This window comes from Variovorax sp. Soil_C_12 (assembly GCF_057657375.1).
In genome coordinates this window covers 1-11,174 of sequence record NZ_JBDGIO010000033.1, presented here as the reverse complement: position 1 = coordinate 11,174, position 11,174 = coordinate 1, and the positions used below count along the sequence as shown (strand labels likewise).

At 64.8% G+C, this 11,174-nt stretch carries 10 protein-coding genes and 1 pseudogene; 7 read left to right on the top strand and 4 right to left on the bottom strand.

The genetic code is table 11. From position 1 onward, the window contains the following. Positions 1 to 200 precede the first annotated feature (200 nt). The 3 genes and pseudogenes from AC3A6X_RS36240 to AC3A6X_RS36230 all read right to left on the bottom strand — a co-directional run. Positions 201 to 470, bottom strand: a pseudogene (locus AC3A6X_RS36240) (EamA family transporter); the annotation flags it as partial. 215 nt (positions 471 to 685) lie between these two features. Continuing rightward, complete coding sequence (locus tag AC3A6X_RS36235; protein ID WP_487846691.1) at positions 686 to 1,564, bottom strand: universal stress protein; 879 nt, start codon at positions 1,562 to 1,564, stop codon at positions 686 to 688. After that, positions 1,561 to 4,377: a beta-phosphoglucomutase family hydrolase gene (locus tag AC3A6X_RS36230; RefSeq protein ID WP_487846690.1), complete on the bottom strand. Its 2,817-nt coding sequence runs from the start codon at positions 4,375 to 4,377 to the stop codon at positions 1,561 to 1,563. The genes AC3A6X_RS36235 and AC3A6X_RS36230 overlap by 4 nt, the downstream gene beginning before the upstream one ends. A 73-nt stretch (positions 4,378 to 4,450) precedes the next feature. Between AC3A6X_RS36230 and AC3A6X_RS36225 the strand changes: the two genes are divergently transcribed. Then, a complete protein-coding gene (locus AC3A6X_RS36225; protein WP_487846689.1) occupies positions 4,451 to 4,615 on the top strand; it encodes a hypothetical protein in 165 nt (54 codons plus the stop codon). A 197-nt stretch (positions 4,616 to 4,812) separates the two neighbouring features. On the opposite strand, the gene AC3A6X_RS36220 is transcribed toward AC3A6X_RS36225, so the two are convergent. Then, positions 4,813 to 5,871 carry a DNA-binding protein gene (locus tag AC3A6X_RS36220; protein ID WP_487846688.1) on the bottom strand — a complete coding sequence of 353 codons (1,059 nt, stop codon included), beginning with the start codon at positions 5,869 to 5,871 and terminating at the stop codon, positions 4,813 to 4,815. 150 nt (positions 5,872 to 6,021) lie between these two features. Between AC3A6X_RS36220 and AC3A6X_RS36215 the strand changes: the two genes are divergently transcribed. From AC3A6X_RS36215 to AC3A6X_RS36190, 6 genes are all read left to right on the top strand, one after another. Then, a complete protein-coding gene (locus AC3A6X_RS36215) occupies positions 6,022 to 7,161 on the top strand; it encodes a site-specific integrase (RefSeq protein WP_487846687.1) in 1,140 nt (379 codons plus the stop codon). A gap of 637 nt (positions 7,162 to 7,798) precedes the next feature. Beyond that, positions 7,799 to 8,260 (top strand): hypothetical protein, encoded by a 462-nt coding sequence (locus tag AC3A6X_RS36210; RefSeq protein ID WP_487846686.1) that lies wholly within the window; start codon positions 7,799 to 7,801, stop codon positions 8,258 to 8,260. 98 nt (positions 8,261 to 8,358) lie between these two features. After that, entirely contained in the window at positions 8,359 to 8,676 is a 318-nt protein-coding gene (locus AC3A6X_RS36205) for a Rossmann-fold NAD(P)-binding domain-containing protein (RefSeq protein ID WP_487846685.1), read from the top strand. A 22-nt stretch (positions 8,677 to 8,698) separates the two neighbouring features. After that, complete coding sequence (locus AC3A6X_RS36200) at positions 8,699 to 9,139, top strand: DUF2147 domain-containing protein (RefSeq protein WP_487846684.1); 441 nt, start codon at positions 8,699 to 8,701, stop codon at positions 9,137 to 9,139. 717 nt (positions 9,140 to 9,856) lie between these two features. Beyond that, complete coding sequence (locus tag AC3A6X_RS36195) at positions 9,857 to 10,390, top strand: cytochrome b (protein WP_487846683.1); 534 nt, start codon at positions 9,857 to 9,859, stop codon at positions 10,388 to 10,390. Positions 10,391 to 10,539: 149 nt separating this feature from the next. Next, positions 10,540 to 10,887 carry a hypothetical protein gene (locus AC3A6X_RS36190; RefSeq protein ID WP_487846682.1) on the top strand — a complete coding sequence of 116 codons (348 nt, stop codon included), beginning with the start codon at positions 10,540 to 10,542 and terminating at the stop codon, positions 10,885 to 10,887. Positions 10,888 to 11,174: the final 287 nt, after the last annotated feature.

Here is an 11,174-nt window from a genome sequence, read left to right as displayed (position 1 = left end):
CTCAGCGCGTCAGAGCGCCGCCGGGGTGGGGGAATTTAAGCTGGCCAAAGGTGGAGGAGTTTGGGTGGCCGCCGGGGAACACCTCGACCTCGAGCGGATTGCGGCCGTATCAGTTGTACAGCCGAAATGAGTTCATGCGCGTCGTGAAACGAGGTGACACCGTTCCTCGAGCCAGGACCCGCTTCCGGACTGCGAACACGTCAATGAGCGTGTCGGTGGTGTATATCAGGGTACTGGGCGTGCTGGTGCGTCAACATGTTGTGCCTGTGTGGATGCGCATGCGGCTCCGCGCCATCCCAAGCAAAGTCAAGAGCGTGTTGGTAATGCTCATCGTGTGAGTGAGGATGCGCCTGCTCCATCGGAGCATGCGTGTGCGGATGTTCGTGGCGCTCTCGAAGGTGCAACCAGACACCAAGACCCATCAATGCAGCCGCAACCCAGAACGTCCACATCGGAGCCGCCGGCCAAACGAGTTGAACATTGCCCGGGCAGGCACCATGCCCTGGACGCCCCAACCGTATCCGGCCGCCATGCGCCGCATGCCGGCGCCGATGCGCCTGAAGGCCATCGCGATGCCAACGCAGGGCTCGAAGAAGGCCACGACGAAGGACAGTCCATTCGCATCATCGCCAAGGCGAAGGAGTGGGCAGCTCCTGCACGAGCACGTGTCGATGGCCACTCCCGATCAACCGATCTCCGTCCCGACCTTGAGCTGCGCCCGCGAGCGCTCGGTTCCCCGCACGACGAGCAGCGCACACTCAGCTTGTTCCATCAGGCGCTTGAACACCAATGCGCGCCCGTTGCTCAGTGCGCCGTGCCAGCCGAGCACCAGCACACTGCTGCCGAGCCGCGCAGCCTGTTCGAGAAGCACCGACGCCGGCTCGCCCCGGCGAAGCAGGACTTCATGGACGCAATGGGCCTCCTCGACCGTGCAGTCCGCCAACCCCCGCCCCACTAAGCGCTCAAGCCGCTTCGGATACTCGTGATGGGGGGCATCGGCATATGAGGCACCGAGCGACGCTGCACCTGTTCCGGGAAGGTTGTCCTCGGAATGCACCACGGTCACTTTGAGCCGCAGTGCCGCCGCGAGCCGCACTGCGGCGTCCAAGGCCTGGTCGGCGGCGGCCTCGCCGCTGGCCGCGGCCAGCATCGAGGTCCAGGGCAACGATTCGCGGTAGCGAGCCGGCAACAGAACGACCGGCACCGGGCTGCGCTCGATGACGGCTTGCGCAACGGATCCCAGTCGGTGCGACAGCGCTACGTCCGCCGACGCCGATTCGCCGCGGGCAGTCATGACGATAAGATCGATGCGATGTGCCGCAATCTCCTCGAGGACCGCCGCCTCGGCATCGCCCGGGATCTGATGCACGACCACCCGGGCGCTCGGCGCATGGGCAAGGTGAAGGCGAGCCAGTGCATCCGCCGCTGGCAGCGGATGCCGCGTCGCGTGCAACACGTGGAGTGTGGCGCCGAGCATTTGCGCCAGCCACAGTGCGCAACCGCAACCTTTGGCCGCCTCTGGGGAGCTGTCCAGTGGAAGGAGGATGGAAGTAAAGCGGTTCATGCTCGTGCCACTTTCACCGCATGCGAACGACCGCGATACGCGAGCGTCAACTCGACACGCTCCCATTCGGCCGGCAGCCTCTGCGCAGCACGCGCATCCAACTGCGGCCCGGCCTCCGTGAAGCGCACGCCGAGGAAGCCAAAGACCAGAGCTTGCCACGTGCCGCCCATGGCCGCGGCATGCACACCCAGCATGCTGTTGTCCATCGCGTTGGTCAGATCGAGCCACAGGCTCTGCTTCCAGTAGCGCCTAGCGTCCTCGGAGAGCCCGATGCGGGCTGCAATGGCGGCATGGACCGCGGGCGACAGGCTGCTGCCGTGGTCGGTCAGCGGCTCGTAGTAGCCGTAATTCGCGGCCACGACCTCGTCGGAGAAGGCGTCTGGGAACAGCAGCGGCAGCATCAGCACATCGGCTTGCTTGATCAGTTTGATCCGGTTGATCTCTTCCCAGTCGAACAGGCGGCTGACCGGCGCCTTGAAGCGTTCTCCCTTGGGCAGCGGACAGTCCGCCAGGGCGAAGAACCCTTCGAACTGCTCGATCACGCCGTCACTGCCGGGCGCCGGGCAATAGAGCGAGCCCGCCAGCGCGCTCCATTCCTGCGCCTCTGCCGGGTGGACTTCAAAGCGCTGCGCTGCCCATGCCGCCTGCTCCAGGTTGAAGCGGGCCATCCAGTTCGTATAGGCGTTGTCGTTCACCGTATGGTGGTATTCGTCCGGCCCGACGACGCCTCGGATGTGATGGTGATGTTCACCGCGGGTCATGCGGCTGACCCAGAAGCGCGCGGTCTCGAAGAGGATCTCCGCACCGGGGCCGGCGAGAAAATCCTCATCGCGCGTCGCTTCCCAGTAGCGCCACACCGCGTAGGCGACGTCCGCCGTGACGTGCACCTGCTGGGTGCCCGTGAAGATCGGGATCTCCTTGCCGGTGCTCTTGAGCACGATCTTCGTCGGCGTGTGGTCCTCGCCCGTGACGGTCGATTCCCAGGCGAAGCACGCGCCGCGATAGCCGAGCCCATGCGCTCGTCGTCGAGCGCCGTCGAGCGTGTGGTGGGGGTACAGCAGCAGCGTGCGAGCGCGGGCCGGCTCGGTATGCATGTAGAACGGCAGCATGAAGATCTCCGTGTCCCAGAACACGTGCCCCTCGTAAGCACGGCCGGTGAGCGTGCGCGCGCCGATCGACACGCGGGCGTCGTCGCCTGCGGGCAGCCGCAGGTGATAGCTGCCGAAGCGCAGCGCCTGCTCTTCGGCGGGACGGCCCGGCACGCGGATGTCCGACTTCGCCCAGAACTCGGCCCACCTTTGCGCATGCGCCGCGAACAGCGCCTCGAAATCCTTGCCGTCGAGCGAGCGCAGATGCGCGAGCGCCGCGGCGCGTGAATCGGCTCCGTCGCGGCTGGTGAACACACTGATCAGGCGACGCAATCGAGCCGGTTCGCGCGAAATCCGCGACGCGATGCAGATCTCGAAACCTGAGGCGAGTGTCGTGTAGCGCACGAGCTCCAGGTCAGGCTTGGTTTCGTGTTCGAGGCGCTCGAGGTGAGGATGCTGCATCGCCAGCGGATCCACTGGCTCGAGGGATGCCTGCAAGACGACCTCGGCAAAATGGTTTTCCGCGCTGACAAGCGCTTCCTGCAGCAACAGGTGCGGATCTGCCAGTGAAGCACAGCGGCGCGTGCGGATCGCGGTGCGCCGCCCGCCTGACGACTCGTAGAGCGCGTCGATGTGGAGCACGCCCCTGCGCAGGTCGAGCGTACGGCGCAGCTCGCGCCCGTGCGGCCCCGCGAAATCGAGTGACTCTCCCTCGAGCGAAACGCTCAGGCGGAACGGAAACGGCAGCGGAACCAACTCGGTGTACGGGTTATTGGCGCGTTCCGGCGCGAGAAGCTCGATCTCAGAGTAGGGCGAGTCTGCGCGTTTGCGGTCAAAGATCCCGGCGATGAAAAGATCGCATTGCGAGCCGGGCGGCGGGGTGTCCAACGCGCCGCGTACGCCGAGATAACCATTGCCAATCGCGAACAGGCTCTCCATCTGCGGCTCGCGCACGGGGTCGAAGCCTTCCTGCTCGACATGCCAGGCGCGCTCTTCCTGCCGGGCGCGAAAGGCCGCTTCCAGGCTATCGGCATCCACGTCCACAAGGTCCTTGACCACGAGATCCGCGCCCGCGCGCGCAAGCGCAGCCGAAGTGCCGTCGCGGTCCACCCCCACGACCAGGCCGAAGCCGCCGCGATGGCCCGCCTGCACGCCGGCCACTGCGTCCTCGAAGACCAGCGAGCGGCCCGGCGCGGCGCCGAGCGATTCCGCCAACTTGAGGAACATGTCGGGATCGGGCTTGCCCTTGAGCGCAAGCTCGCCGAGATCGATGCCGTCCAGCCGCGCGTCGAAGAGTGCCGTGATGCCGGCGGCCTGGAGGATCTCGCGGCCATGGCGACTGGAAGTCACCACGCCGGTCTTCACACCGCGAGCGCGCAACGCCTCGATGAGCGCAACGGTCGAGGCAAAGGTTTCTACGCCCTGCTCGTGCAGGCGCCGCTCGAACAGCTCGTCCTTGCGGCGGGCGAGGTCTTCTTCATCTTCCTTGCTGAGCGTGATCTTGCGGACGCGCAGGAAGCTGCGCAGGCCTTCGCGCCGCGGCTTGCCATCGACGTAGGCACGGTATTCCGAACGTTCGTCGAACGGCCGATACGCCTCGCCATCGCCCGCTTGGCGACGCAGCAGGTCGTCGAACAGTTCCTTCCAGGCGGCGGCATGCAGGCCGGCAGTGCGCGTGATGACCCCGTCCATGTCGAAGATGGCGGCCTGGAAGCTGAGGCTCATCAAACTGTTGCCCGTTTGCAGCGAGCTGCACCGGTAGTCGCGGATTCGTCCCGTATTGTCGGATGTAGTGGCGGTGTCCCACAAGCTTGTCGCGCGTGAACTGCGCGAGATGGGCAGTGCGCGTGCCGAGGCTCGGCACCCGTTCGACGACGTACCAGGCACGGTGGAAGCGGTCGCGTCGTTGAGCATCGTCATGTCGCAGGGCATCAGGCGCCGCGCGACGCTCGTGGTCGACTAGGTCGCCGCTTGATCGGCGGCATGAAAACTAAGCCGGTATTGACACGGTGCGCCGCAAGGAGCTGCGCAATGGGTCGCAATTGGGCCCCTGCGGGGGCACCAACCCGCCACTCGGCTGTGCCGCCACCTGAAACGTCCGTCCGGCAATCGAGGTTTGGGCCAAGGGACCAATGATGAAAACCTCCCTTAACCCCGCGCTCAAGACTTCCGCCGTCGCCGTGTGGAGGCGTCACCCTTCGCAGCCGACTTGCTGATCAAGGCCTCGGCCAACATCCGCCGCGTTTTCTCGTGCGCGGCTTTTTCATCGTCGATCCGGCCCTCGAGCGCTTCGACGTTCGCCGCGAGCGCTTCTGTTTTGGTTCGCACCTTCGCCAGGTCGATGCCTTGGGCGGCCAGCTGCTCGCGTAGCCCGGCCTCGGCGTGCCGCGCTGCTTCCCGAACCTGGTGAAGCTTCTCCAACTCTCCCTCCAGCCGCTTCGCGGCCGCTTCCTCACTCTTGGCCCGCCGCTGCTGCTCCCTGGCTAACTCGGATTCCAGCGCCCTGGCCGTTTGCCTGACCCGATCCACCTCGGCCAGCATCCGCTTCTCCTGGCCAGCGTGCCGCTCTTCGGCCTGGCGCAGATCCTGATCGCGCGCCGCCATCGCCTCGGCGTGCTCCCGACGCATCCGCTCCTGGGTGTCGCCGGCCTGAGAGAGCAGGGCGGTCAGCCGCTTGATTTCTTCGTCCAAGCCGATGCGCACCCGGTGTGCCTCGAGCGCGTGTTCTTTGAGCTGCTGTTCCAGCGTCTCGCGGGCCTGTTGCGAGGAGGCCAGCGCCGCATCCAGGCTCGCCCGCGCCTGCGCAAAGGCTTCTTCGCGCTGTGTCAGCACTGTCTGCGCCTCGGCCAGGGCGTCTTCGCGCGCCTGGAGCTCCGCGCGCACTGACTCCAGCTCGCCACGCTGAACTTCCTCGGCCTCGCGCCGCGCCGTCTCCCAGAGCAGCTTCGCCGCGTTGCGCACGCCCACGGGCATCCCGTCCGGATCGTTGCCGGCCGGACGTCCGGAGGTCGAACCTGCCGTCGATCCCACCAGACGATTCCCCAGCGTCGCGAACCACCGCTCGAGCATCGGGCTCACGGTATTTGGCGAGCCTCTCCCGATCTTCAGCCGCACCCGCTCGATGGTTGGGCGCTTGCCTTCGGCCAGCAGGGCATCCGCCGCCGCAAAGACGTCAGCTTCCTGGATGCCCCGGCTGCGAACTTCTGCGATCTGGTTCATATCGTTCCTTTTCCGGCTTCAAACGGCGGCGAACTTTTGGCCAACTTCGCCGCCCTCTTCCCTGCTATATTTAACCTCGATAAGGGAATGTTATCGTGACTTATTGATGTATGATGTAATAGATCATACGCCGTATGTAAGACAAACACCATGCAATCTGCCGAAACGCACCCGCTCGCGAACCTGCCCGAGCGCCACCTGGCGCTGGATCCGGCGCGCCTCGCGCAAACGACCGAGGACGCGGCGCGCGCGCTCCTGCACGAGGGCGAATCGGCCAACACGCGCGCCTCCTATGCTTCCGCGATGCGTTATTGGTGCGCCTGGTACGCCGCGCGCTATGGCGAAGCGCTGCGAATGCCCGTTCCAGTGCCGGTCGCCATCCAGTTCATCGTCGACCACGCCGCGCGCAAAGCGGATGCGCAAGACCCCGACCGCAAGGCCGGCCTGTCGACGGGATTGGTGACCGAACTGCCGCCGGACATCGACCAGGCCCTGGTGGCCAACGGCTACAAGGCGCGGCTCGGCGCCCCGGCGCTCAACACGCTGGTGCACCGCATCGCGGTGCTATCCAAGGCACACCAGCTGGCCAATGAACCCAACCCGTGCGCAGACCCGCTCGTTCGCGAGCTCCTGGCCCAGACGCGGCGCGCCTACGCCAAGCGCGGCGCGCGAGCGCGCAAGCAGCGCGCGCTCACCAAGGATCCGCTGCAAGCGCTGCTGGCGACCTGCGACGAGTCGCTCCGCGGCAAACGCGATCGTGCCCTCCTCCTGTTCGCATGGGCCACCGGCGGGCGACGGCGCTCCGAGGTCGCCTCGGCCACGCTCGAGAACCTGCAGCGCATTGGTGGAGAGAGCGCGAAGTCGTACCTCTACACGCTCGCGCACTCCAAGACCAACCAGGCCGGCGCCGAGCGCCCGGAGGATGTGAAACCCCTGGTAGGCAGCGCAGCGCAGGCCATGCAGGCGTGGCTCGCCGTGCTAGCGGAAAGAGGCATCCAGGAAGGCGCCCTCTTTCGCCGCATCCGCAAGGGGGGTCATCTCGGCGAGCCACTGGCGCCCGCGGCGGTGCGCGACATCGTGAAGGAGCGATGTGCGTTGGCGGGGGTGGAAGGGAAGTTTTCTGCGCACTCGCTCAGGGCCGGGTTCGTGACGGAAGCCGGCCGGCAGAACATGTCGCTGCCCGAGACGATGGCCATGACCGGGCATCACAGCGTGGCGACCGTGATGGGCTACTTCCGCGCCGAGAGCGCGCTGGGCAGCAAGGTCAGCCGGATGCTCGACAACGATTGACTTGCTCTCTATCAGGCCGCGCAAGCTGTTCAGAAGCACGCCTCCTTCTACCGCGCGTTTGGCGATCAATGGAACGCTGCTCTGTGTCCGCGCGCCGGCACCCTGATATGTGCCTGTGTCGTTCTTTATTGCGAGGAGCAAAGCATCGATTTGGACCGTCGATGTCGCCCATTTGGCACATGTTTATTGATGAGTTTTCATAGAATTGCGGGGGCCTACTTTGAAGAGACAGGGAGGAATGAAGGTGCCAATGAAATTGCTCGCGCGGCTCTGTGCTGCTGAGGGTGGTCCGACCGAGGTGTTCGACCAAGACGATATTGAGAAGCTCGCAGTGCTGAGGTCCGCAGCCTTGGTCGAGGCAGACATCCCTGCGTTGCTCGTCGAAGATGGATGTTGCCGGTACACAGGACCCGCGATCCTTCTGAAGGTGACTAACGAAGGCCGCGCTGCCGCCAGGATTCAAGAGCGACTTGCGTCCGCAGACTAGCCGTCTCCATGCACGGCAGCCCAGCTATTTCGCGAGCCGGGTGCCGATCAACGAGACAACTTCCATGTCCGCGCCCCTTCTTACTGACTTTCGCAACGGGGTGCCACCACTACGCCGCACCCCGGGCTTCCCAAGAAATTCTCAGTCCCCATGTCCAAGATCGACTTGCCCGCACAGTCAGCTGCGGTTCGTAGCACCCTTGCTACCCAGGGGATTCACCCCGCGTTGGCAATGCTCAATGGCCGGACGCAGTACCGATATACCGCCATCTACAAGTTGAGCGGCGGTGCGCTGCGGGCAGAGCATGTCTTTGACCGCGCCTCTGAATACCGCACCTGGCTAAAGGCCGTTCCCTTGGAGAAGAGCTTTTGCCAGCACGTGATCGAGCAAGGCGAGTTCGCGACCAGTCATGTCTCGAAGGACAAGTCCTTGATCAGCTACCGCCCGTATGTTGGCCTCGTCGAGTCGTACTATGGGCGGCTGCTCAGACGCACTTCCGGAACACCTTACGGCACATTCATCCATTTCGATCTGGAGCCCCGCAGCATCGATGCGGAGGAAGTCCAGCTTCTCCAGGAAGTGACACCTTATTTTCTCGACTATCTCGATTGAGTTGCTTGTGCGACGACTCCGCTTCGGGCTGGTGACGCTTGCGGACCGAACCGAGGGTCGAAGGGTACTCGGAATCGCTCGACCATGAGCTGCGCACGATGGGCATCCGGGTCTCGGTGATCGAGCCCGCCAACACCAAGACGCAGTTCGACGCGAATTTGCTCCAAGCCGACGCCAAGCTGGATGAATACCGCGACGTTCGGGAGACCGTCGGCAAGCGGATGGCCGAGTTGATCGAGGAGGCAGATGAGCCGGCCGTCGTGGCCGAGACCGTTCTGAAAGCCGCGACAGCGGCCAGCCCGAAGCTTCGATACGCGGCCGGCAGCGCCAGCCGCCTGCAGTTGCTTCGGACATACGCGCCTGCAGGCATGGTGGACGCTGGCATTCGCAAGAACCTGCGCCTTGCCGCGGCCTGATCGTAGGAACCGGAGAACAGACATGGTGAACAGGAATTTGACGAAGGCCTTGACGCTGGCGCTCATGTTGGCCAGCGGTGGAGCGTTTGCGCAGGCCACCCCCGCGGGGCTGTGGAAGGTGATCGACGACGAGACGAAGCAGCCTCTGTCGTACGTGCGCATCCGCGACGCGGGCGGCGTGCTGAGTGGCAGCATGGAGAAGCTGCTCGACCCATCGCGGCAGGACGCGAAGTGCGACAAGTGCACCGACGCGCGCAAGAACCAGCCAATGCTCGGCATGACGATCATGCGCAACGTCAATGCCGCCGCTGATGGTATCTGGGAAGGCGGCGAGATCCTCGATCCGAACAACGGCAAGACCTATCGCGTGAGGCTGAAGCCGCTCGACGGCGGCAAGGTGCTCGAGGTGCGTGGCTACCTCGGCCCGTTCTTCCGCAATCAGCGCTGGCTGCGAGTCGAATAAGACACGGCAGATACGTCGCCCCATCGCGCTCCTCCACTGAGAGGCATTCCCGACCGAAACCAAGAGTCCGATCGCGCTCGTCACAGGCGCCTCGTACGGCATCAACCAGGGCCGACAGACTCGCGACGGCCCACAAGGTCTACGGCACCAGCCGACGTGGCGTCCAGTCCGTCACCGACCTTGGTCGCTGGCCCTCGAACTTCCGCTAGTGGCCGACTGGAGCCGGTCGCGACGCTCGGAGTTTAGGACCCGAACCGTTCGTTGGGCTTGCTCTAGAGACACGTTGGCCGTCTAGTTCCGACGATCTTTATTGTCACCGACGAACTCTATTCTTCCCGCGTAGCCGCGAGAAGGCCAAGAATAAAGTTCGTCGCCGCGCGTCCCGACAAGTTCTTTGACCGAAAGTTCGTTGACGACGACGAGGGGCGAACGAGATCGATGGTCTGATTCGGGAAAGTTCGTCGCGGCGTCGGAATGGGGTGTCACTGGGGAGGTCGCTGATGAACCCAGTTTCCCTTGAAGACATGGCCACAACCAGAGCCTTGCCAGATTCGGCCAAGCCCCCTTCTTCCCAATGGCTCCCGCCGGGGATAATCGTGTCCCGATCTCACTTGCCATTGAACCGGCGGTGCCAGGGTCAGTTGCCGGCGACATGGTTCGGATGACGCCGCTCGGGCGCGCGCTTCGCGCAGGCTTTGACGAATCTGGAGGTCTGACATGACACCTGTGTCGCGCTACGCTGCTTCGTCCCGCTGGCTGCACTGGCTGACCGTGCTGCTGCTGCTCGTCATCATTCCAGTCGGCATCTGGATCGGCTTCTTCGAGCCGGCCGACGAGTCCTTCAAGATGCGGCTGTACAACGTGCACGAGAGCCTGGGCGTGCTGGTTTTCGTGCTGGTGCTGATTCGTATCGTCAATCGCCGCCTCAACCCCCCACCGCCGCTGCCGGGCGACATGCCGGCATGGATGCGCTATGTCGCTCATGCGAACCATATCGGGCTGTATGCGCTGCTGGTCCTGATGCCGCTGATCGGCTTCCTTGCCACCAACGCTTGGGGCTTTCCCCTTTCGCTATTCAATGTGCTGCCGATTCCGTCCCCGCTGGGCAAAGACGAGGTGCTCGCCAAGGTGCTATCGTTCCTGCACTTGTGCGGGGCGATCGCGCTCGGGCTGCTGATCCTGGGACATCTGGCGGGCGTCGTGCACCATACCTTCATCCGACGCGACGGGCTGTTGCGTCGCATGCTGTGAAGCCTGCCGCAACGGCCTTGGCAATGAGTGCCGGCCTGCGTTGGCGTCGCGCTGGCTTCGCGCTCGCTGTCGCGGCTACGGTGCTCGGCATTGTCTGATTGATGGCTGCGACGCTGTTCGTCGAAAGGGTCGATGCGACGGGCTAGGCGATGCTGCTGGCCTTCGCGGTCACGCTGCCCTGGACTGTGGTCGGCTTCTGGAATGCGGCCATCGGCTTGACGCTGATGGTCGGCAGCCGCAATGCGGCCGGCGTGGTAGCGCCGAATATCCAGGCCGCCGACCCGCAGCAGCGCATCGAGGTATCCACGGCGCTGCTGGCCTGCGTTCGCGGCGGTCGGCCGCTGGCTGGTGCGTTGGGGCCTTTGTCGCATACCGGAGGAAGCGTCGACGGCTTCCGGGCCGGGGCCGGTGCGCAGCGCGCCGGTACCGGCTTCGGTGGCGACGCCTGCCGTACCGGCGGCGCAATGAAGTGCCCGCGCGATGCGTCGGCTCCTTGACCAGCTCAATTGGCCAATCACCCCCCGAAGTCATCAGGAGCGCCCGCGGTCTCGCAGGCGGTGGCTGCCATCGGCAAAGGCAGCCCTTCAGTGGTTCAAGTTGACCGGTCGCAACCAATCTTGAGCCGCCCGTTTGGCGCGGCCCAAGGACCGGTGATGGCCGAGAGTACGCGTTCCACATCCGCCAGTTGAACGTCTGCAACCAGTCTAAAGCTCACCTCGCTGACGGGTGGAAGTCGGCTCACTGGGACCTGCTCGCCGGCGCCCCTGGCAACGTCCCCTCCCCT

What these genes read in the sequence shown, in the direction of transcription:
- AC3A6X_RS36235 (WP_487846691.1), bottom strand. Translation starts at nt 1,564, where the DNA reads ATGAACCGCTTTACTTCCATCCTCCTTCCACTGGACAGCTCCCCAGAG.
- AC3A6X_RS36230 (WP_487846690.1), bottom strand. Translation starts at nt 4,377, where the DNA reads ATGAGCCTCAGCTTCCAGGCCGCCATCTTCGACATGGACGGGGTCATC.
- AC3A6X_RS36220 (WP_487846688.1), bottom strand. Translation starts at nt 5,871, where the DNA reads ATGAACCAGATCGCAGAAGTTCGCAGCCGGGGCATCCAGGAAGCTGAC.
- AC3A6X_RS36215 (WP_487846687.1), top strand. Translation starts at nt 6,022, where the DNA reads ATGCAATCTGCCGAAACGCACCCGCTCGCGAACCTGCCCGAGCGCCAC.
- AC3A6X_RS36210 (WP_487846686.1), top strand. Translation starts at nt 7,799, where the DNA reads ATGTCCAAGATCGACTTGCCCGCACAGTCAGCTGCGGTTCGTAGCACC.
- AC3A6X_RS36205 (WP_487846685.1), top strand. Translation starts at nt 8,359, where the DNA reads ATGGGCATCCGGGTCTCGGTGATCGAGCCCGCCAACACCAAGACGCAG.
- AC3A6X_RS36200 (WP_487846684.1), top strand. Translation starts at nt 8,699, where the DNA reads ATGGTGAACAGGAATTTGACGAAGGCCTTGACGCTGGCGCTCATGTTG.
- AC3A6X_RS36195 (WP_487846683.1), top strand. Translation starts at nt 9,857, where the DNA reads ATGACACCTGTGTCGCGCTACGCTGCTTCGTCCCGCTGGCTGCACTGG.
- AC3A6X_RS36190 (WP_487846682.1), top strand. Translation starts at nt 10,540, where the DNA reads ATGCTGCTGGCCTTCGCGGTCACGCTGCCCTGGACTGTGGTCGGCTTC.